19 protein-coding genes are annotated in these 21,398 nt (G+C 37.5%); 18 read left to right on the forward strand and 1 reads right to left on the reverse strand.

Going from position 1 to position 21,398, the window contains the following annotated elements:
* Window positions 1–112: 112 nt before the first annotated feature.
* The 18 genes from mraZ to AB3H93_RS02370 all read left to right on the forward strand — a co-directional run bounded on the left by mraZ (window position 113) and on the right by AB3H93_RS02370 (window position 19,318).
* Window positions 113–544 carry a division/cell wall cluster transcriptional repressor MraZ gene (mraZ, locus tag AB3H93_RS02285; RefSeq protein ID WP_014834189.1) on the forward strand — a complete coding sequence of 144 codons (432 nt, stop codon included), beginning with the start codon at window positions 113–115 and terminating at the stop codon, window positions 542–544.
* Between the two features lie 20 nt (window positions 545–564).
* Window positions 565–1,524 (forward strand): 16S rRNA (cytosine(1402)-N(4))-methyltransferase RsmH, encoded by a 960-nt coding sequence (gene rsmH / locus AB3H93_RS02290; protein ID WP_053766114.1) that lies wholly within the window; start codon window positions 565–567, stop codon window positions 1,522–1,524.
* Window positions 1,525–1,528: 4 nt separating this feature from the next.
* Entirely contained in the window at window positions 1,529–1,924 is a 396-nt protein-coding gene (ftsL, locus tag AB3H93_RS02295; protein WP_010719782.1) for a cell division protein FtsL, read from the forward strand.
* Window positions 1,925–4,117 carry a penicillin-binding transpeptidase domain-containing protein gene (locus AB3H93_RS02300; protein WP_010719781.1) on the forward strand — a complete coding sequence of 731 codons (2,193 nt, stop codon included), beginning with the start codon at window positions 1,925–1,927 and terminating at the stop codon, window positions 4,115–4,117. It begins immediately after the preceding gene.
* 26 nt (window positions 4,118–4,143) lie between these two features.
* Window positions 4,144–5,106: a phospho-N-acetylmuramoyl-pentapeptide-transferase gene (mraY, locus tag AB3H93_RS02305; protein ID WP_010719780.1), complete on the forward strand. Its 963-nt coding sequence runs from the start codon at window positions 4,144–4,146 to the stop codon at window positions 5,104–5,106.
* A gap of 13 nt (window positions 5,107–5,119) precedes the next feature.
* Complete coding sequence (gene murD / locus AB3H93_RS02310; protein ID WP_368020060.1) at window positions 5,120–6,490, forward strand: UDP-N-acetylmuramoyl-L-alanine--D-glutamate ligase; 1,371 nt, start codon at window positions 5,120–5,122, stop codon at window positions 6,488–6,490.
* Between the two features lie 16 nt (window positions 6,491–6,506).
* Window positions 6,507–7,589 carry an undecaprenyldiphospho-muramoylpentapeptide beta-N-acetylglucosaminyltransferase gene (gene murG, locus AB3H93_RS02315; protein ID WP_010738199.1) on the forward strand — a complete coding sequence of 361 codons (1,083 nt, stop codon included), beginning with the start codon at window positions 6,507–6,509 and terminating at the stop codon, window positions 7,587–7,589.
* A gap of 16 nt (window positions 7,590–7,605) precedes the next feature.
* Entirely contained in the window at window positions 7,606–8,853 is a 1,248-nt protein-coding gene (locus tag AB3H93_RS02320) for a cell division protein FtsQ/DivIB (protein WP_010719777.1), read from the forward strand.
* 153 nt (window positions 8,854–9,006) lie between these two features.
* Entirely contained in the window at window positions 9,007–10,335 is a 1,329-nt protein-coding gene (gene ftsA / locus AB3H93_RS02325) for a cell division protein FtsA (RefSeq protein WP_010719776.1), read from the forward strand.
* Window positions 10,336–10,357: 22 nt separating this feature from the next.
* Window positions 10,358–11,602 carry a cell division protein FtsZ gene (gene ftsZ / locus AB3H93_RS02330; RefSeq protein WP_010719775.1) on the forward strand — a complete coding sequence of 415 codons (1,245 nt, stop codon included), beginning with the start codon at window positions 10,358–10,360 and terminating at the stop codon, window positions 11,600–11,602.
* Window positions 11,603–11,616: 14 nt separating this feature from the next.
* Window positions 11,617–12,303: a YggS family pyridoxal phosphate-dependent enzyme gene (locus tag AB3H93_RS02335; RefSeq protein WP_010719774.1), complete on the forward strand. Its 687-nt coding sequence runs from the start codon at window positions 11,617–11,619 to the stop codon at window positions 12,301–12,303.
* Complete coding sequence (locus AB3H93_RS02340; RefSeq protein WP_010719773.1) at window positions 12,303–12,899, forward strand: cell division protein SepF; 597 nt, start codon at window positions 12,303–12,305, stop codon at window positions 12,897–12,899. The genes AB3H93_RS02335 and AB3H93_RS02340 overlap by 1 nt, the downstream gene beginning before the upstream one ends.
* A gap of 29 nt (window positions 12,900–12,928) precedes the next feature.
* Window positions 12,929–13,198, forward strand: a complete 270-nt coding sequence (locus AB3H93_RS02345; RefSeq protein ID WP_034686156.1) for a YggT family protein — start codon at window positions 12,929–12,931, stop codon at window positions 13,196–13,198.
* A gap of 35 nt (window positions 13,199–13,233) precedes the next feature.
* Entirely contained in the window at window positions 13,234–14,016 is a 783-nt protein-coding gene (locus AB3H93_RS02350; RefSeq protein ID WP_010738197.1) for an RNA-binding protein, read from the forward strand.
* Window positions 14,017–14,036: 20 nt separating this feature from the next.
* A complete protein-coding gene (locus AB3H93_RS02355; protein ID WP_010719771.1) occupies window positions 14,037–14,741 on the forward strand; it encodes a DivIVA domain-containing protein in 705 nt (234 codons plus the stop codon).
* A gap of 258 nt (window positions 14,742–14,999) precedes the next feature.
* Window positions 15,000–17,792 (forward strand): isoleucine--tRNA ligase, encoded by a 2,793-nt coding sequence (gene ileS / locus AB3H93_RS02360; RefSeq protein WP_010738196.1) that lies wholly within the window; start codon window positions 15,000–15,002, stop codon window positions 17,790–17,792.
* Window positions 17,793–18,037: 245 nt separating this feature from the next.
* A complete protein-coding gene (locus AB3H93_RS02365; RefSeq protein WP_368020061.1) occupies window positions 18,038–18,433 on the forward strand; it encodes a hypothetical protein in 396 nt (131 codons plus the stop codon).
* Between the two features lie 360 nt (window positions 18,434–18,793).
* Window positions 18,794–19,318 carry a hypothetical protein gene (locus AB3H93_RS02370; RefSeq protein WP_053766109.1) on the forward strand — a complete coding sequence of 175 codons (525 nt, stop codon included), beginning with the start codon at window positions 18,794–18,796 and terminating at the stop codon, window positions 19,316–19,318.
* 548 nt (window positions 19,319–19,866) lie between these two features.
* Here the strand turns inward: AB3H93_RS02370 and zwf are convergent.
* On the reverse strand, window positions 19,867–21,396 hold the full coding sequence (zwf, locus tag AB3H93_RS02375) for a glucose-6-phosphate dehydrogenase (protein ID WP_010719769.1): 1,530 nt from the start codon (window positions 21,394–21,396) through the stop codon (window positions 19,867–19,869).
* Window positions 21,397–21,398 lie beyond the last annotated feature (2 nt).

Raw genomic sequence — 21,398 nt, forward strand, 5'->3', positions numbered from 1 at the left:
AAATTTTTTTTACTAATAAAAAAGTTATTCTCTGATTTCCCATAAAAGGTGGTAGAAAGTGGGGGATTGTGGTAGACTAATTTTAGTTAGTGGAGAGATGGGGGTAGTTTCAATGTTCATGGGCGAATTTCGGCATAATATTGATACAAAAGGTCGTATGATCGTACCTTCAAAACTTCGTGAAGAGTTAGGTGAACAATTCGTTCTCACTCGTGGATTAGATGGCTGTCTTTTTGGCTATCCAATGAAAGAATGGGCGAATTTAGAAACAAAACTGAACGACATGCCTTTAGCGAAAAAAGATGCTCGAACTTTTGTGCGTTTTTTTTACTCGGCGGCCACTGAATGTGAATTAGACAAACAAGGACGGATCAACATTCCCAGTACATTAAGAAACTACGCTGCTTTAACGAAAGAATGTGTTGTCATTGGTGTATCCAATCGAATCGAGATTTGGGATGAGGCACGATGGCAAGAATTTTCTGAAGTGGCAGCAGAAAACTTTGATGAAATTGCTGAAAATATGATTGATTTTGGACTATAAGAATAGGAAGAGGCTGACTAATGACTGAGACATTTCAACACTATACAGTCATGTTGAAAGAAACGGTAGATGGCTTGAACATCAAACCAGATGGCATTTATGTAGACTGTACACTAGGCGGTGCCGGACATAGTGAATATCTTTTGAGCCAATTAAATACAAACGGGCACCTTTATGCATTCGATCAGGATCAAAAAGCAATCGATCATGCAAAAGTACGGTTAGCCCCATACATTGAAAAAGGTATGGTTACTTTTATCAAAGCGAATTTTCGTGAATTAGAAGCAAAGATAAAAGAGCATGTTCCTCAAGTTGATGGTATTTTGTATGATTTAGGCGTATCTTCTCCACAATTAGATGAAGCTGAACGAGGTTTTAGTTATCATCAGGATGCTCCTTTGGATATGCGTATGGATCAATCAGCACCTCTGTCAGCGTATGACGTTGTTAATGAGTATTCCTATAATGAATTAGTAAAAATCTTCTTTCGTTATGGCGAAGAAAAATTTTCTAAACAAATTGCTCGAGAAATTGAACGAGTAAGAAAAATCCATCCGATCCAAACAACTGGTGAATTAGTAGAAATCATTAAAGATGTGATTCCTGCACCAGCAAGAAGAAAAGGTGGACACCCAGCTAAACGAATTTTCCAAGCAATAAGAATTGCAGTAAATGATGAATTAGGTGCAGAAGAAGCTTCATTAGAACAGGCGATTCGGCTATTAAAAATCAATGGAAGAATCAGTGTGATCACCTTCCATTCATTAGAAGATCGAATTGTCAAAAGTATGTTCAAAGAATACAGTACCGTTCAAGATTTACCACCCGGATTACCGGTTGTTCCTGAAGAATTTCAGCCAGAGCTGAAGTTGATTAATCGAAAACCGATTCTTCCATCAGAAGAAGAACTAAGTGAAAATAATCGATCACGTAGTGCAAAATTACGGATTGCTGAAAAAATACGAGTGAAAGAGGAGTAGCGTAATGGCAGAATTAAAAAAAGTCCAAGAATATCCATATGATTTACCAGAAGTGGTTGATCAACCAGAACAACAATTGCCAGATTCAAATCAAGAAATCGTACGCCCTCAATCACCGGCTAAACGCCTAAAACATATTTCTGTTTTAGAAAAATTAGCAGTAGTAAGTATTATTTTTTCAGTGATCGCACTATGTGTCTTAACAGTCATGTTACGAACAAATATCAGTGGTGTCGAAAAAGCAATCACAACGATTCAAACAGAGATCACTCAAAAAAACCAAGAAAAAACTAGTTTAGTACAGGAAAAAAATGAATTATCACGTACTGAACGAATCAAAAAAATCGCAGAAGAAAAAGGGTTGTCAATCAATGACGACAATTTAAGGAAAGTGAAGTAAATGAGTCTTAAAAATAAATTCCGGCGGTTTATGGAAAAGAAAAATCTAAATCCGACGAACAATCGCAAAAAAGTAGGTATCATTTTATTTGCTACGAGTATTGGATTGTTCTTTTTATTTGCCGTTCGTTTTTCTTATATCGTGATCGGTGGTCACGTGGCAGGAACCTCTTTGGCAGAAAAGACCGAACAACTTTACAAAGGGAGCGAGGTCGTAAAAGCAAAACGAGGAACGATCTATGATCGGAATGGGGTCGCTTTGGCAGAAGATGCCACTTCTTACTCAATCAAAGCAATCCTTTCAAAAACTTATACTTCTGGTGACAAAAAATTGTATGCCGAAGAAAAGAACTTTGACAAAATCGCCGAGATACTAAATAAAAATCTCTCTATAGAAAAGAACGATGCCTTACAAATCTTAAAAGATGGCGCCAAAAATAATCTATATCAAGTTGAATTTGGTTCTTATGGAAAAAATATCAGTCAAGAGACCAAACAGAATATAGAAGACGATATGAAGAAAGCAGGAGTAGTCGGTCTGTATTTTGAAGATCATCCCGCACGGATGTATCCTAACGGCGAATTTGCTTCCCACTTTATCGGCTATGCTGTTCCAGATAAAAATGAAAATGGCTTAGTTGGAAAGCTCGGACTAGAAGCTGCTTATAATGATATTTTAAGTGGTAAAAATGGGAAGATCGTTTACCAAAAAGACAACTACCAAAATCCTCTACCAGGAACAGTGGCAGAAGAAGTGAAAGCAGTTGACGGACAAGATATCTATACGACGTTGGATAGTCGTTTACAAAGTTATCTTGAAACGCTTATGGATCAAGTGAATGAAGAATACCAGCCAGAAGAATTAACAGCCATGTTGATGAAAGCGAAAACTGGAGAAATTCTAGCAATGGGTCAACGACCTACTTTTAATCCTGAAACGATGGAAGGCTTAACCGGCAAGGATGCTGTTTGGCGTAATTTCTTAGTGCAAGATAGCTATGAGCCTGGTTCAACTATGAAAGTCTTCACGACTGCAGCAGCGATCCAAGAAGGAAAATTCAATGAGAATGAAACGTATCAATCTGGGAAAATAAAAGTTGCTGACGCGACGATCAACGACCACGATTTTGGAGCAAAAGGAGTTCTTACGATGCGACAAGCGTTATCTTGGTCAAGTAATGTTGGGATGGTAATGCTGGAGCAACGAATGGGCGGTACTTGGTACAACTACCTACAAAAATTAGGTTTTGGTCAAAGTACTCATTCAGGTTTAGATGATGAAGTAAATGGTGCTTTGCCAACAGAAAATATCGTTGACCGCGCAATGAGTTCTTATGGGCAAGCGATTGGTGTTACAAATTTCCAAATGATGAAAGCTTTCACTTCCGTCGCAAATAATGGAACGATGATCCAACCACGCTACATCAGTAAAGTTGTAGATCCTGCAACGAATGAAGAGCGTACAACGCAAACGGAAGTATTAGGGCAACCATTTTCAAAAGAAACGACCGAAAAAGTACGAGAATATATGCGTGACGTAGTTGAAAGCGAAAATTATGGTAGTGCATATGGGGTATATAGTGTGCCGGGTTATAATGTTTCAGCTAAAACTGGTACGGCACAGATTGCTTCTGATAAAGGTGGGTACCAAACTGGTGATACAGCATACTTATATTCCATCGTCGAAATGGTTCCATCTGAAGATCCAGAGTATGTTTTATACATTACGATGAAACATCCTAAGACTTACGATCGAATGGCTTTAGCTAAAATCGCTAATCCATTGATGAAACGTGCGATGGACTTCCAAGAAAGTGAAGAAGAAAATTCACCAGAAGCAAAAACAGAAAAAATCACTGTAGCAGATTACCGTAATCTAAGTGCTGACGTTGCCGCAGCAGATGCACAGAAAAGTGGATTGCAACCTATCGTTGTAGGTGATGGGAAAAAAGTGAAGAAACAATCTACTGCAAATGGTGATCAATTGATTTCTGGCGAAAAACTGATCTTGTATACAGGCGGAGAAAAGCTAATGCCTGATGTCACCGATTGGTCCAAAGCAGATATTATGAAGTTAGGGAAAATCTTAGGGGTTGAAGTCACCTTCCATGGCGATGGTTACTGTAAGGAGCAAAGTTTAGCACCCTATGAAAAAATCACTGATAAAAAATTAAGTTTTACATTAGAAGAATAAGAATAGAATTGGGAGAGAAAAAGAGTATGGAGTGGACACAAGCATTGATTCCTATCGTTAGTAGTTGTGCAATGACTATTGCAGCAATGCCACTATTTATTGGGTATTTTCAAATGAAAAAACAAGGGCAGGCGATTCGTGAAGAAGGACCAAAATGGCATAATGTAAAAGCCGGAACTCCAACGATGGGTGGATTGGTGTTTTTAGTTGCAGCAATATTAACCGGAATTTGGGTTGGCGCTTGGCAAAATCAGTTGACGCCTACTCTTTTCATCCTACTATTTGTTTTAGCCTTATATGGTGTGATCGGATTTTTAGATGATTTCATTAAAATCTTTAAAAAACGAAACATGGGGCTAAACTCTAAACAAAAACTGCTAGGGCAGATCATTGGCGGGATCATTTTTTATCTTGTCTATCGTTCAGAAGGCTATCCTGGTACGTTAAATTTCTTTGGAATAGAGTTGCCACTTGGACTATTCTATGGGGTATTTGCTATTTTCTGGCTTGTTGGTTTTTCAAACGCGGTTAATCTGACAGATGGGATTGACGGATTAGTTGCTGGACTAGGAACGATCTCTTTTGCAACGTACGGGATCATTGCTTGGCATCAGCAACAATATGATGTCTTAGTTATTTGTTTAAGTGTGCTTGGTGGGTTACTTGGCTTTTTTGCTTATAATCGTAAACCAGCCAAAATATTCATGGGCGATGTTGGTTCTCTGGCATTAGGTGGATTATTGGCAGCAATTTCTATTATGCTAAACCAAGAGTGGACATTGTTATTAGTTGGTTTGATTTATGTTATGGAGACAGCAAGTGTAATGCTTCAAGTTACTTCTTTCAAATTAACAGGAAAACGTATCTTCAAAATGTCTCCTATCCATCATCATTTTGAAATGTGTGGTTGGTCGGAATGGAAGATCGACATCATTTTTTGGTTAGTAAGTATTGTAACTTCTTTAATAACACTATGGTTCATTTGGTAGGAGATGACAGGAAATGAAAAAAATTTCAACATATGAAAACAAAAAAGTCCTTGTTCTTGGATTAGCGAAAAGTGGATTTAGTGCGGCCAAACTGTTACATGAGTTGGGCGCACTTGTCACTGTTAATGACGGAAAGCCGTTTGATGAAAATCCAGAAGCACAAGAGTTGCTATCACTGGGAGTCAAAGTGATTGCTGGAAGCCATCCGATTGAATTATTGGATGAAGAATTTTCTTTGATGGTGAAAAATCCGGGGATTCCGTATAGTCATCCATTTGTTCAAAAAGCACAAGAACTGGGTATTCCGGTAATTACGGAAGTGGAATTAGCTTACGAGGTAGCGGAATGTCCGATTATTGGGATTACAGGAACAAATGGTAAAACAACAACAACAACTATGACAGGCTTGTTATTGAACGCTGGTGATTTGCCAGGAACAGCTCGCCTAGCCGGGAATATCGGTTATCCAGCTAGTAGTGTGGCGCAAGAAGCAACAGCTGACGATAAAATCGTTATGGAACTATCTAGTTTCCAATTGATGGGAATCACTGATTTTCGTCCCCATGTAGCAGTAGTAACCAATATTTATGAGGCTCATATCGATTACCACAAAACGAGAAAAGAATATGTAAAAGCAAAATGGCATTTACAACAGAATATGACAGAGAAAGATTATTTGATCTTGAATTGGAATCAAGAAGAGCTAAGAGAACTCAGTAAAAAGACTAAAGCAACGGTGTTACCTTTTGCCACGGAACAAAAACTACCTAAAGGTGCCTATTCTTTAGATGGCAGTATCTACTATAACCAAGAAAAAATCATGGATATTACAGAATTGGGTGTTCCTGGTTCACACAATGTTGAGAATGCACTAGCTGCCATCTCAGTTGCTAAATTATATGGTATCTCAAATGAAGCGATCAAAAATGCTTTACACCATTTCCATGGAGTACCGCATCGTACACAGTATGTGGGGGATTTCCAAGGAAGGAAGTTTTATAACGATTCAAAAGCAACTAATATTTTAGCTACTAAAATGGCATTAAGTGGTTTTCAGTTAGATCAATTAGTATTAATCGCTGGAGGTCTGGATCGGGGAAATTCATTTGATGAGTTGATACCAGCTTTAAAAGGCATCAAAGCGTTGATCACTTTTGGGGAAACTCAAAATAGATTAGCGGATGCCGGCAAGAAAGCAGGTATCCCTGTGATCAAGGCAGCTGAAAACGCAGAAGCCGCTGTACCGATCGCCCTTGAATTGAGTGAAGAGGGTGATTCGATCTTATTGTCCCCAGCAAATGCAAGTTGGGATCAATACCCTAATTTTGAAATTAGAGGCGAACGGTTTATGGAAGCTGTCAATAAACTAACTATACAAAAGTAGAAACGAGCGAGAATGAATGAAAATTTTGGTTACTGGTGGCGGAACTGGCGGGCATATTTATCCAGCACTAGCCTTCGTCAATTATGTAAAAACAAAAGAGCCGAATACTGAGTTTATGTACGTTGGAGCGCAAAGAGGCTTAGAAAATAAGATTGTTCCTGAGACCGGGATGCCTTTTCGTACGCTAGAAATACAAGGATTTCAGCGGAAACTTTCGCTACATAATCTGAAGACTATCCAACTTTTTTTAAAAAGTATTCGAGAAGCAAAAAAAATTTTAAAAGAATTTAAACCAGATGTGGTGATTGGGACTGGGGGCTACGTGTCGGGTGCAGTAGTCTATGCGGCATCTAAGTTAGCGATTCCTACGATCATCCATGAACAAAATAGTGTGCCTGGCATCACCAATAAATTTTTAAGTCGCTATGTGGATCGAATCGCACTTTCTTTTGAAGATGCTGCTCCATTTTTTCCTGCAGAAAAATCGTCTTTGATCGGTAATCCTCGGGCGCAAGAAGTGGCGGATATGGATAAATCGAAAATTTTAGCCACTTATGGACTTGATCCAGAGAAAAAAACAGTCTTGATTTTTGGTGGTAGTCAAGGGGCTTTAAAAATCAATCAGGCAGTGACAGAATTTTTAATGTCGTTCGATCAGGAATACCAGGTTCTGTATGCCTCAGGCGAACGCTATTATAAAGATATCCAAACGAAAGTTCCTGCTTGTGCCAATGTCAGCATACAGCCTTATATCAATAAAATGGCAGAAGTAATGGCATCAAGCGATCTATTGGTTGGTAGAGCAGGTGCGACTTCGATTGCTGAATTAACAGCTTTAGGTTTGCCAGCTATTCTAATTCCAAGTCCTTATGTGACGAATGACCATCAGACAAAAAATGCAATGAGCTTAGTCAAAAACAATGCAGCGAAGATGATCAAAGATGACGAATTAGATGGACGTTCCCTAAAACAAGCGATTGAAGAGATCATGACTAATGATCAATTACAAAAACAAATGTCTTTAGCTTCTAAACAGCAAGGAATCCCAGACGCATCAGAAAGAATGTACGAGCTAGTAAAATCATTAATTCAAAAATAAAGGTGGTGTGGTCTTAGTGAGTAAGAAAAAAAAGCCAGACAAGCTGCCAAATGAATCTGAGGGTGAACAAAATCTAACTCCTTGGCAAAAGGCCAACCGGAAATATTTGGCAGAACACGAAAAAAAGGAAGAACAAAAAGAAGAGCAAAAAGAAGAAAAAAATGAAAATACAAATGAGCCGGCAGCATCCACTTCCGCTACTAAAGAAGCAGACTCAGCGGAAGGTGAGAAGCAAGAAGCAACCGCTTCTGATCCAATGAAAAAAGGAGACTCTGAGCCATTTGAAAAAATTGAACAACCAAAAATTGGTAGTCCTTATAATGGCTCTTTTTTAAATCGGCTACCGAATCTGAAAAATCAACGAAATAAAGTTCTTTATCGAAGACTGACTTTTATTATTTCAATCCTAACGATCCCACTGATTTTTTTGATTTATTATGTTTCCCCTTATAGTCGACTGCAAGGGATAACAGTTTCAGGGAACCAAATGATTACGAGTCAAACAGCCATTGCCGACTCTCATTTGGCAATTGATGGAAATGTTTGGAGTCAGTATTTCCATAAAAACCAATATCTTGATACATTGAAAAAAGAACAACCAAGAGTAGAGAGCGCACAATTGCATTTTAAGTCAATCAATACTTTTGAGTTGGCTATCAAAGAATACAAAGAGATTGCTTTAGTGATGAAGGACGGCGAATATTTTCCTGTAATCGAAAATGGGAAAGTCTTAAAGGAAAAAGTAGCAAATCCGACTAAGAATTTACCAATTCTAGAGAATTTCACAGATAACGCCAAAATTAGTCAATTGGTTAAAGAATATAATCAATTAACTTCAGAATTACAAAAAGCAATTTCAGAAATCAAATATACACCAAAAGAGAGCAATAAAAATTTGATCCAACTAAATATGAATGATGGGAACCAAGTGATCGTCAATATTCAAAATCTAGCCAGTCAAATGAAATATTATCCACAAGTCGCTAAAGAGATGAAGGAAAAGGGCGTCATTGATATGGAGGTAGGGATTTTCTCTTATCCTTACAGTGAAAGCAAGAAGGAGAATGGCGGAGCAACAGATCCATCTGTGCAGACAAGTTCTACCGAAAATCTCACAGGACAATCGGGAGCATCAAGTGATCAGTCAGACCAATCTTCGGAATCAGTTGAGTCAAATCAAGCAGGTCAGTCAGAGAATACAAGTGAATCTAGCCAAATCGATGACAATTCAAGTTCATCGTCTTCAGATTTAACCGAAAATTAATAAAACAGCTTTAAAAAGTGATAATCTACTTTCTAAAAACCGGTAATTTATGGTAGAATTGAAGGCAGTGAATATATCTATTAAAGTATATTTAAAAACGGACGTTAGTTGTTCGCTTGTATATGGAATAGTAAGTAGGAGGGAATCCCGTTCATGGCAAAAACAGGAATGTATGTAGGCCTTGATATTGGAACGACATCTGTCAAAGTTGTCGTGGCTGAATATATCGACAGCCAAATGAATATTATTGGAGTAGGAAACGCAAAATCAGAAGGGATTAACCGCGGCATTATCGTTGATATCGATAAAACGGTCCAAGCGATACAACGAGCAGTAAGACAAGCAGAAGAAAAAGCAGGGATACAGATCAAAGGGGTTAGTGTTGGTCTACCAGCAAACTTGCTTGAAGTGGAAAATTGCCAAGGAATGATTGCAGTAAACGGGGATTCGAAAGAAATCACCGATGAAGATGTCAGAAACGTGGCTTCAGCTGCCCTTGTTCGTTCAATTCCTCCTGAACGTCAAATCGTATCAATTTTGCCACAAGACTTTACCGTTGATGGATTCGAAGGAATCAAAGATCCTCGTGGAATGATCGGTGTCAGATTAGAAATGTATGGCTTGTTATTTACTGGGCCAAAGACGATTGTTCATAATATCCGTAAATGTGTAGAAAATGCAGGATTGGTTGTCAATGAATTAGTCATTACACCATTAGCTTTAACAGAAACAATCCTTTCAGATGGAGAAAAAGATTTTGGAACGATCGTGATTGATATGGGCGGTGGACAAACGACAACAGCTGTTATGCATGACAAACAATTGAAGTTCACTAGTCTAGATCAAGAAGGTGGCGAGTTCGTCACAAAAGATATCTCGATTGTGTTGAATACGTCATTCAATAATGCTGAAGCGTTAAAAATCAATTATGGGGATGCTTATCCAGAACGTACTTCTGCAAATGAAGAGTTTCCAGTAGATGTGATCGGTCAATCTGAACCTGTCAAAGTGGATGAACGCTATTTATCAGAAGTGATTTCAGCCCGTATGGAACAGATTTTCAATAAAGCCAAAGAAGCGTTAGACCAAATCGAAGCACTAGAGTTACCTGGTGGTATCGTACTAACTGGTGGTGCTGCAAGCCTTCCAGGTGTTGTTGATCTGGCACAAGAGATTTTTGGTGTGAATGTTAAGCTATATGTACCTAACCAAATGGGACTTCGTAATCCAGTCTTTACTAATGTAATCAGCATCGTGGATTACTCAGCTAACTTGAGTGAAGTCTATCAATTGGCTAAAATTGCTGTGACAGGTGAAACAGTGGTCGCGCATCACACAACTGTAGAACAAGAAGTGACATCATATGATAATGATAGCTATGATGTTCCAGAAGAAACGGTCTACGACGAACCTGAACAAAAGAAATCAGACGAAGATGTAACAACTAAAATTAAAGGTTTCTTTTCAAAAATTTTTGATTAATTCATCCTGGGAGGAATAAAATATGGAATTCTCAATTGATAATAATATCAATGACGGCGCAGTAATCAAAGTCATCGGTGTCGGTGGCGGCGGTGGAAATGCTGTTAACCGTATGATTGAAGAAAATGTAAAAGGTGTTGAGTTCATCACTGCCAACACAGATGTCCAAGCATTGAAAAATTCAAAAGCTGAAACAGTTATCCAATTAGGACCTAAATATACACGCGGACTAGGTGCAGGCTCTCAACCAGAAGTTGGTCAAAAAGCTGCCGAAGAAAGTGAACAAGCTTTACGCGAAGCCTTAGATGGCGCTGACATGATTTTCATTACTGCAGGTATGGGAGGCGGAACTGGTACAGGTGCTGCTCCAATCGTAGCAGGAATTGCTAAAGAACTTGGTGCTTTAACTGTCGGTGTCGTAACTCGACCATTCACTTTTGAAGGACCAAAACGTGGCAGATTTGCTGCTGAAGGTATCGCACGTTTGAAAGAAAATGTCGATACATTATTGATTATCTCAAACAACCGTCTTCTTGAAGTAGTTGACAAGAAAACACCAATGTTAGAAGCTTTCCGTGAAGCTGATAATGTATTACGTCAAGGGGTTCAAGGGATCTCAGATTTGATTACAGCCCCAGGTTACGTTAACCTTGACTTTGCTGATGTGAAAACTGTTATGGAAAACCAAGGAACAGCGTTAATGGGTATCGGTGTAGCAAGCGGTGAAGAACGTGTGATCGAAGCAACGAAGAAAGCTATTTCTTCTCCACTTCTTGAAACATCAATCGATGGAGCTGAGCAAGTCTTGCTTAACATCACTGGTGGGTTAGACATGACTTTATTTGAAGCTCAAGATGCTTCAGATATCGTAGCAAATGCTGCTACAGGCGATGTTAACATCATTCTAGGTACATCAATCAATGAAGAAATGGGCGATGAAATCCGTGTAACGGTTATTGCAACGGGTATCGACGAATCAAAAAAGGAACGCAAGTCTAGTCGTCCGGCTAGACAAACACAAATGCAATCATCTACTCAAAAAACAGTTTTAGATATGGATCAAGCAAAACCAATCTCTGCTGAAGAAGAAAATAGCAGTTTTGGTGACTGGGACATCAGACGTGAACAAAATGTCCGTCCTAGAGTTGAAGAAACGAATTTTGAACCTATCGAAAAAAAAGAATTTGATACATTCAATCGTGAAGAAACAAAAGCAAAAGGTGACGATGAATTAAGTACACCACCATTTTTCCGTCGTAAAAAATAAAGGAGGAAGAGCACATGATTGCTGACAACTTGCTAAAAATCGAGCAAGAGATTCAGGACTCGTGTGCTCTTGTTCATCGTGATCCGAAAGAAGTCACACTAGTCGCTGTCACCAAATCAGTGGATTCTGCTACGGCAGAAAAATTGATTGAACAGGGTGTAAAAAACTGCGCAGAAAACCGCGTAGATAAATTGTTACAAAAAAAACAAGATTTAGTTAATTATCCTGATGTAAAGTGGCATTTAATTGGTAATTTGCAGCGTAGAAAGGTAAAATTGATTATAAATGAAATTGATTGCTTTCACGCATTAGACAGTTTGAAATTAGCAGAAGAAATACAAAAAAGGGCAACAAAACCCCTCGATTGTTTTGTGGAAGTGAATGTATCTGGTGAAGCATCCAAACATGGTTTTTCGCCAGAAGAGCTGGTTCCTTTTATCGAATCTTTAGTTGCTTTGTCTAAAATAAAGGTTGTTGGTTTAATGACGATGGCACCTAAAGAGGCTTCTGCTAAACAAATTCGCAAAGTATTTGGAACGCTGAAAGAATTGCGTGATCTTGTTCATTCGAAAGGTTTTTCGCATGCACCATGTACGGAATTAAGCATGGGAATGAGTCAGGACTTTCAACTGGCAATCGAAGAAGGTGCCACATTCATCCGTGTAGGAACAGCGCTATTCAAAGACGAGGAGGAACAATAATGCCACTTTTAAATAGAGGTGCGATTGCTAATTTTTTCGGATTAGCTGATGAGGAAGAGTACGAGGAGTATCCTGAAACATCTAAGCCGGCTGTAGCACAGCCTACAACAAAAAAGAAACCAATACAGCCAACACAATCTCAAATGAGCCAGCCAAGAGCTGTCTCAAAGCCACGTGCGCAACAAACAACACGTCCTGTTGCTCGTGAAAGTGTAGCGGCAAATGAAACAAAAAAAGTGATTGAATTACATCAAACACCAGCTAAAAAAACACGTAAAGAAGAAACAGCAAAAACTTCTTTTACACCTAAAACAAATTTAGCTGGAAAAATTACGGTCATGGAACCACGAGCTTATTCTGAAGCAATGGCTATTGCCAAACGAATCATTGCTGGTGAAGCAACATTAGTAAATTTCCATTTAGTAGAAGAAAAACAAGCGAGAAGAATCGTTGATTTTTTAACTGGCACTGTCTATGCATTAGATGGTGACATTAAGCGAGTAGGTGACGAGATTTTTCTATGCACGCCAACTGGAATGGAAATCGATAGTTCAACAGCACAATCTTTTGCAGACGTGAACCTATTTGACCTATAAGAGGAGGAACGACAATTTATATTATTTTTATATTACTTAATCTGCTGGGACGAGCAGCCTACTTTTACAGTCTTTTGTTAATGGTTTATGCACTTTTATCCTGGTTTCCAGGAGGATATCAATCAGGGATTGGTCGCTTTTTAGCAAAAATCTGTGAACCGTATATCCAGTTATTTGATCGGCTTCCACTTCGATTTGGTGGAATTGATTTTACGATTCTAGCTGCGATCTTGATTTTAAACTTAGCAGTACAAGGTCTTCAACATATCGTTTTATGGATAGTCATGGCAATTTATTAAAACGATCAAAGGAGTAGCTGATAGGAGGGGAAAATATGGATGCTAATGTTTATCAGCATTTCCGTGCAGATGAACGTTCTTTCATCGATTCAGTAGGTGATTGGATCGAACAGGTACAAGGGCAATATGCACCTTATCTTACTGACTTTCTTGATCCAAGACAATCCTATATACTAGAGACGCTGATCCGTCAAGATAGTGAATTACACTTTTCATTTTATGGCGGTTATGAGCAAGCAGAACGGAAGCGATGTTTGATTTTTCCTGACTATTATGAGCCTACTGACGAAGATTTTGAGGTGTCACTTTATGAAATCCATTATCCGAGTAAGTTTGCTAGTTTGACTCATGGAAAAGTATTAGGTACATTGGTTGGTACAGGTATCAAACGAGCTTACTTTGGTGATATCATTTCTGATGGTGATCGCTGGCAAGTGTTCATTGCAAGAGAAGTTGAACAGTTTGTAGCAACGCAAGTAACAAAAATCGGCAAAGTCTCTGTTCGGATGGAGCCAATCAAGTATACGGAATTACTTGTGCCAAAAGATGGTTGGACACAAGAAAGAGGTACAGTGACTTCATTGAGACTAGACAGCGTGATCTCGGAGATTTATAATATTTCCAGACAGCGTTCGAAGCAGCTGATTGAGTCTGGAAAAGTAAAAGTAAATTGGACAGAAAATACACGCCCTGATTTTTTACTTGAGTTATTAGATATCGTTTCGATCAGAGGATTTGGTCGAATCCAAATTCAAGAACTTGAAGGAAAAACCAAAAAAGAAAAATACAGGGTATTATTTGGTGTATTACGTAAATAAAACAAAAAGGTGGTTTACACATGGCTTTAACTCCATTAGATATCCAAAACAAAACATTCCCCACAAAAATGCGGGGATACAATCAAGACGAAGTAGATGATTTCTTAGATTTAGTTGTTCGTGACTATGAAGAAATCACGCAACGAAACCGTGAACTTGAAAAAGCAGTGAAACATTCAGAAGAAAAATTAGAATATTTCAATGAACTAAAAGATGCATTGAATCAGTCAATCATCGTGGCACAAGACACAGCGGATAAAGTTAAAACAAGTGCAAGTAAAGAGTCCGAAGTAATCGTGACATCTGCTCAAAACAAAGCGGATGAATTAGTGGCTACGGCTGAAAAACGTGCGCACCAATTAACGACAGATGCGGAAGAAAAAGCAAGACAAATCCTAACAGATGCAACTGAAAAAGCAAAACAGCTAGCAGTTGAAACAGAAGACTTAAAGAAAAAAACACGAGTTTTCCACCAACGAATCAGCTTGATGTTAGAATCTCAATTAGAACAAGTAAAAAGTCCAGAATGGGATGAAATTTTACAACCTTTCTCAAGCTATGTGTCAGATAGTCATGAAGTGATCAAAGAAGTTTTAGCAAAACAACTTGACAATGAAAATCAAACTGATGTAAACTCAGACACAGGCATCATGGAAGCACCAATGACTGCATTTGATACACAGGCGATCGATATTTCGATCATTCCTGGTGATGACGAAGAGTAGAACAGAAAAGCATTTTGTCATTCTTTTCAGCGAGCCGATGATAGTGGAAGTTCGGCAAGACCCTGCAAAGTGAAAGATCCTCTACGAAAATTGTTTCTGAAATAGGAGTAAGAAACAACGGTTGACCTCGTTATTGGTTTTTAAGAGTTACATGATCATGTAACTGAATTTGGGTGGTACCACGGCATGTTCGTCCCTTTGGATGAACATGCTTTTTTGTGTTCTTTAAAATGATGAAAGAAGGAGCGTAACTGGTTTATGAAAATGAAAGAAACCTTACAACTAGGTAAAACAAAATTCCCAATGCGTGGTAATTTGCCTAATCGTGAAGCGGATTGGCAAAAAGAATGGGAAGAAAATAAAATTTATCAAAAAAGACAAGAATTAAATGAAGGAAAGCCAAGTTTCATCTTACATGATGGACCTCCTTATGCAAATGGAAATATCCATTTAGGACATTCATTAAATAAAATCAGTAAAGATATCATTATCCGTTCAAAATCAATGTCAGGATTTCGTGCACCTTATGTTCCAGGTTGGGATACTCACGGTTTACCGATTGAACAAGTATTAGCCAATAAAGGGATCAAACGAAAAGAAATGACAATGTCAGAGTACTTAGAAAAATGTCGTGAATATGCCCTTTCACAAGTCGACAAACAACGAGAAGATTTCAAACGACTAGGAGTGGCAGGCGATTGGGAGCATCCATATGTCACGTTGGATCCTTCTTACGAAGCGGCACAAATCCGTGTTTTCGGTAAAATGGCTGAAAAAGGCTATATCTATAAAGGATTGAAACCAATCTATTGGTCTCCGTCAAGTGAATCTTCACTTGCTGAAGCAGAAATCGAATATAAAGATGTGAAGTCTCCTTCTATCTTTGTGGCTTTCAATGTGAAAGATGGCAAAGGGTTGTTAGATGAAGATACAGCTTTCGTTATTTGGACAACTACGCCATGGACATTACCAGCAAACCAAGGGATTGCAGTAAATCCAACTTATACGTACGTTTTAATCGAAGCAGATGGACGTAAATTTGTCGTTGCAAAAGATTTATTAGAAAAAGTTCAAACTGAAATCGGTTGGTCTGATGTTCAGGTGTTGAAAGAGATTGCTGGTCAGGAAATGGAATACATGACTGCTTGGCATCCGTTTTATGAGCGGGAATCATTAGTCATCTTAGGTGACCATGTAACTTTAGACGCTGGTACTGGATTAGTCCATACAGCACCAGGTCACGGGGAAGATGACTATATTGCAGGAAACAGATATAAATTGCCAGTAGTTTCTCCAGTAGATTCAAAAGGGGTTTATACAGAAGAAGCACCAGGATTTGAAGGGGTCTTTTACGACAAAGCGAATCCAATGATTACTGATTTGTTACAAGAAAAAGGTGCTTTATTAAAACTTGACTTCTTTACGCATAGTTATCCTCATGACTGGCGTACGAAAAAACCTGTGATTTATCGTGCTACACCACAATGGTTTGCATCAATCGACGATTTTCGACAAAATATTTTAGAGGAAGTAGAGAAAGTAGATTGGATCATTCCTTGGGGGAAAACACGTCTTTATAATATGATCCGTGATCGTGGCGACTGGGTTATTTCACGTCAACGTGCATGGGGTGTGCCATTGCCAATCTTTTACGCTGAAAATGGGGAAGCAATCATTACACCGGAAACGATTGAACATGTAGCGCAATTATTTGCTGAACATGGTTCAATCATTTGGTTTGAGAAAGAAGCGAAAGATCTTCTTCCAGAAGGCTTTACGCATCCAGGATCACCGAATGGACAGTTTACGAAAGAAACAGATATCATGGATGTTTGGTTTGATTCAGGTTCTTCTCACGAAGCAGTCTTGCGTCAACGTCCAGAACTATCATTCCCAGCTGATATGTATCTAGAAGGTTCTGATCAATACCGTGGCTGGTTCAATTCAAGTATTACTACAAGTGTGGCAATCAATGGGGTTGCACCGTATAAATCTGTCCTTTCTCAAGGGTTCACTCTGGATGGCGAAGGGCGTAAGATGAGTAAGTCGTTAGGTAACACGATCTTGCCAGATAAAGTGATCAAACAATTTGGTGCGGATATCTTACGTTTGTGGGTAGCTAGTGTGGATTATGAAGCAGATGTACGTGTATCCATGGACATTTTAAGCCAAGTAGCAGAAGTTTACCGCAAAATCAGAAATACGATGCGCTTCTTGATTGCAAATACTGAAGACTTCGATCCACAAAAAGATACGATTTCATTTGAAGAATTACGTTCTGTAGATAAATATATGACTATCCGATTGAACGAAGTGATTAAAGAAATTCGTGAAGAAGGATATGAGAAATATAACTTCATGCACATCTATCGTACCGTAATGAACTTTTTAACAGTAGATCTATCTGCGTTCTATCTGGATTTTGCTAAAGATGTTGTTTATATCGAATCAGAAAATGATTACCAACGCCGTTGCATGCAAACTGTGTTTTATCAAACAGCAGTAGCTTTAACAAAATTATTAACACCGATTATTCCACATACTGCAGAAGAAATTTGGTCTTTCTTAAAAGAAGAAGAAGAGTTTGTTCAATTAAGTGAACTTCCAGGTTACCAAGAGTATCCAAATCAAGAAGAATTGATGGATACTTGGGCAGCATTTATGGACTTCCGTGATAAAGTGTTAAAAGCTTTAGAAGAAGCACGAAACAATAAATTGATCGGTAAATCTTTGGAAGCGAAGTTGACGATCTATCCAAATGAACAAGTTCGTGGATTGCTGACAGCTGTGGATGCGGATATTCCACAATTGTTGATCGTGTCACCTGATTACTATGAAGTGATGTCAGCTAACGCAGAAGTACCAGAAGCTGCGGTGAAATTTGATGACGTAGCCATTTTAGTAGAAAAAGCTGACGGACAAACATGCGATCGTTGTCGTCAAATCCGTAAAGACGTAGGCGTTGATGAAAAATTACCACACTTATGTGGACGCTGTGCGCACATCGTTGAAGAAAACTATCCAGAAGCAGTGGCAGAAGGATTTGAATAAAAATTTGGTCATGTTTAGTGACTAAAGGAAAGTTATCTAAAAAACATCAAAGTTAGTAAGAGTTACTAGCTTTGATGTTTTTTTATTCTCTAATAACATTTATTCTATTGAAAAAGGAGCTAATTAAATTTTAAACAGTTTTGAGTTCAAAACAACATTTTATGAAAAAAAGCAATTAACAAAAAATTAAATGTTAAACTAGGTTAGTGGACTATTTCACAAATTTATAGAAGGAGGTGAAAATTATGTCAAAAAATTTAGTAAAATACTTACTCGTGTCATTGGTAGTATTTGCTTCTTGTTCAATGGGTATTTTAGGTGAAACTATTTTTGCTAGTGAAAACAATAATTACTTTACTGGCAATAATTATTTCGATAATTCTAGTACTGATTTACATAGTAATATTACAGAGATTAGTCTACAACGTGGTGTTGATACGATGAATTTTAACGATTATGTCTATATGCAAAATAAGCCACATGGTACAAGTCGCTGGATTCCAAGTATGACAAAGATTTGGCAAGTGAAATACAAAAATGGGAAAAAATATCAAGGATATGTAAACTGGACAGGTCGGTATAAAAATGGTACTCACATTGGTGCATACTATCAATATACTGGTTTATTGTTTAGAGCATAGTAGCAACAAAAATAAGTATAATTAAATAAATATAGCTATTAAGCTTGAGAAAGGTGCCAATATATTGAGGTTGAGAACAATTAATTCTGTTAGGGTTGTTAAGGTAATACAGCTATTACTTTATTTTACATTTATTTACTCATTAATTAAAAATCATACTTATTTATCAATAGTGTTATTAGCAATTGGCTTTTCTTTAGAACTATTTATTCCAAATGAATATGGTTGGGGAATAAAGAAAAGTAAAAAAAATATATTTATAAAATCAGATAAAGTTTGGATGGAACCACTTATTGTAATTTTCTTTTTGCTTTTGTTTATTATCATTACTTATCTTTATTTAACTTAGGAGGAATTTTTATGAAAAAAGCAGTAAGAAAAATCTGGGTATATTTTTGTTCGATAGTATTATTAATTCCTTGTTTTATAACTCTACTCAATGTAGATGCTTCAGAGAATGTATTGGAGATAAAAGATGGAAAAAACTCAAACAAAATAGCAGAACTATTAAAACAAGCCCAACAAAATCCTAATGTTGATGTAGAAGTGATTGGTGACGATTTCTCAATTACATTTACTGATGCTGATGTTTACAACTCTGTAAAAGAATCTCAAGCTATTCCAGTATTGAAAGTACCTAGATCTAATGGCGTAAATAAGATAGAAGGTAAAATAAGTTCAGGAAATTTTAAAGTATATCTTACTAAAAATACATTAAATGCTATCAAAACATTTGGTATTGGTGCATTAGGAAAAATAATACCTGGAGGAGCAGGTTGGTTATTATCGGGATTATTCACTATTATTTCTGCTGATAGTAACTTTAAACATGGCAGAGTGTTTGTTTACCAAAATTATCGATATCAATATTGGTATAATCAGTAACTTCATTGACCGTATACATAATTCGAACGGAACATGTTCTGTTCGAAATTTTTTAATAATTTTTATTGCCCAAGTATGTGCTAGAAGACTAGAAAAATGCATACTATTTAAATGAAAAAACGATTCTAAACGCCTGATTAATTGTTTATTTATTACCCTTAAAATATAGATAATCTATTTTGACTCAGAATCTTTCCTTATTTAATTTTTCATATTAGCTATAGTTTGACTTAATCAAACTCTATATTCAAAGCACGAAATCCAAGGTAATAAGTAATAATTGTTTCAAACATAGAGAGCTTCCTTGAAATTTTATTGTGAATGTTCCTATAAAAAAGTTGGAAGTGCTCAGGTTCAAACGTTCTTTTAAAAGATATAACAGTTTTCAAGAAATACATCGGAAGTGTTTAGCGTTTGCTGCACCGTAAGTTATTCCTACGTAAAAATAAAAATTTAAACGAATACATATAGGAAAGAGGGGGAAATCAATGATTATTGATTTCCCCCTCTAATGTTAGTAAATTTTTACTTTTAAACGTTACACACAGCTAGTCTTCTAGCTTTCCACGATCACGGTACCAGCCATCTGGTTGCCAGATCCATTCAAACCCATCTTTTTCCAGCAATTCAAATGCAGCTTCTGGTCCCATTGTTCCAGCTTTATAATTAGGGAAGTCAGGTTCCACTTGATCCCAAGCTTTACGAATGACATCGACGATATGCCAAGATTGAGCAACTTCTTCCCAATGTGAAAAGTTTGTACCATCACCTTTTAAAGCATCTAAAAGCAGCTTCTCATAAGCTTCAGGACTGTTTTCAACCATTTCAGCGCTATTGCGGTACTCTAATCTTCTAAATTCAGTGTTAAACCCTTGTCCAACCTCTTTTCCATTTAATGTTAAAGAGAAACCTTCCGTTGGTTGGATATAAATCGTTAAAACATTTGGTGGTAATGTCCTATCTTCACAAGGTTCATCTTCGACCGAAGTTTTAAAAACATTGACTGGGACTTGTTTAAAGACGATATTGATCCGAGTTCCTTTTTCTGTCAAACGTTTCCCAGTGCGCACATAAAAGGGAACACCTGACCAGCGGAAATTGTCAATGACAAACTTCCCAGCTACAAAAGTTTCGGTAGTAGATTCAGGATCTACTTTATCTTCTTCACGATAGCCTTTAAATGTATTACCATCTAACTCACCAGGTGCATATTGCCCACGGATAAAGTTTTTTAATGCTTCAGATTTTTCATAGATTCGCACAGCTTTCAGTGCCTTGATTTTTTCTGCACGAATTTCTTTTTCAGAAAAGGCGACAGGAGGTTCCATCGCTAAAAGTGCTAGTACTTGTAGAATGTGGTTTTGGACCATATCTTTTAAAGCACCACTGTGATCATAGTAGCCACCACGATCTTCAACACCTAAAGCTTCACCGAATGTAATCTGAATATTATCGATATAGCGATTGTTCCATTGTGATTCAAAAATGTTATTAGCAAAACGAATTGCTGAGATATTTTGGATCATTTCTTTACCTAAATAATGATCAATCCTAAAAATATCTTGTTCAGGGAAGACTTGACGGATCTTTTCATTCAGCTCGAATGCAGATTGATAATCTGAACCAAATGGTTTTTCGATGATCAAGCGATTATAACCATTTTCAGTAACGATATGTTGCGATTTAAGATGAGAAACGATCGTACCGAAAAATTCTGGAGACATGGCTAAATAATAGATGCGATTGCCAGCTAATTGGTAGGTTTCATCTAAGCGGTCAGCTAGGTCTTTTAAAGTATTGTAGTGGGTAGAATCATTTACATCATGTGATTGATAGTAGAAATGACTAGCAAATTCTTTTGCTTCTTCTTCAGTCGGATTTAAGGACTGGATCGTCGAAGCGACCACTTCACGATAATGTTCATCGCTCCAAGGTCTACGAGCAGTACCGATTACTGCAAAATGTTTTCCTAGATTTCCTTTTTTATAAAGGCGGAACAAGGAAGGATACAATTTGCGTTGTGCTAAATCACCTGTACCACCAAAGATTGTAAATAAGACATTTTTTTCATTAGCCATAT

This window comes from Enterococcus sp. C74 (assembly GCF_040887125.1).
Taxonomy (GTDB): domain Bacteria; phylum Bacillota; class Bacilli; order Lactobacillales; family Enterococcaceae; genus Enterococcus_B; species Enterococcus_B hirae.

Bases quoted from the DNA above. Each gene is read 5' to 3' on its own strand.
- mraZ (WP_014834189.1), top strand. From the start codon at position 113: ATGTTCATGGGCGAATTTCGGCATAATATTGATACAAAAGGTCGTATG.
- rsmH (WP_053766114.1), top strand. From the start codon at position 565: ATGACTGAGACATTTCAACACTATACAGTCATGTTGAAAGAAACGGTA.
- ftsL (WP_010719782.1), top strand. From the start codon at position 1,529: ATGGCAGAATTAAAAAAAGTCCAAGAATATCCATATGATTTACCAGAA.
- AB3H93_RS02300 (WP_010719781.1), top strand. From the start codon at position 1,925: ATGAGTCTTAAAAATAAATTCCGGCGGTTTATGGAAAAGAAAAATCTA.
- mraY (WP_010719780.1), top strand. From the start codon at position 4,144: ATGGAGTGGACACAAGCATTGATTCCTATCGTTAGTAGTTGTGCAATG.
- murD (WP_368020060.1), top strand. From the start codon at position 5,120: ATGAAAAAAATTTCAACATATGAAAACAAAAAAGTCCTTGTTCTTGGA.
- murG (WP_010738199.1), top strand. From the start codon at position 6,507: ATGAAAATTTTGGTTACTGGTGGCGGAACTGGCGGGCATATTTATCCA.
- ftsA (WP_010719776.1), top strand. From the start codon at position 9,007: ATGGCAAAAACAGGAATGTATGTAGGCCTTGATATTGGAACGACATCT.
- ftsZ (WP_010719775.1), top strand. From the start codon at position 10,358: ATGGAATTCTCAATTGATAATAATATCAATGACGGCGCAGTAATCAAA.
- AB3H93_RS02335 (WP_010719774.1), top strand. From the start codon at position 11,617: ATGATTGCTGACAACTTGCTAAAAATCGAGCAAGAGATTCAGGACTCG.
- AB3H93_RS02340 (WP_010719773.1), top strand. From the start codon at position 12,303: ATGCCACTTTTAAATAGAGGTGCGATTGCTAATTTTTTCGGATTAGCT.
- AB3H93_RS02350 (WP_010738197.1), top strand. From the start codon at position 13,234: ATGGATGCTAATGTTTATCAGCATTTCCGTGCAGATGAACGTTCTTTC.
- AB3H93_RS02355 (WP_010719771.1), top strand. From the start codon at position 14,037: ATGGCTTTAACTCCATTAGATATCCAAAACAAAACATTCCCCACAAAA.
- ileS (WP_010738196.1), top strand. From the start codon at position 15,000: ATGAAAATGAAAGAAACCTTACAACTAGGTAAAACAAAATTCCCAATG.
- AB3H93_RS02365 (WP_368020061.1), top strand. From the start codon at position 18,038: ATGTCAAAAAATTTAGTAAAATACTTACTCGTGTCATTGGTAGTATTT.
- AB3H93_RS02370 (WP_053766109.1), top strand. From the start codon at position 18,794: ATGAAAAAAGCAGTAAGAAAAATCTGGGTATATTTTTGTTCGATAGTA.
- zwf (WP_010719769.1), bottom strand. From the start codon at position 21,396: ATGGCTAATGAAAAAAATGTCTTATTTACAATCTTTGGTGGTACAGGT.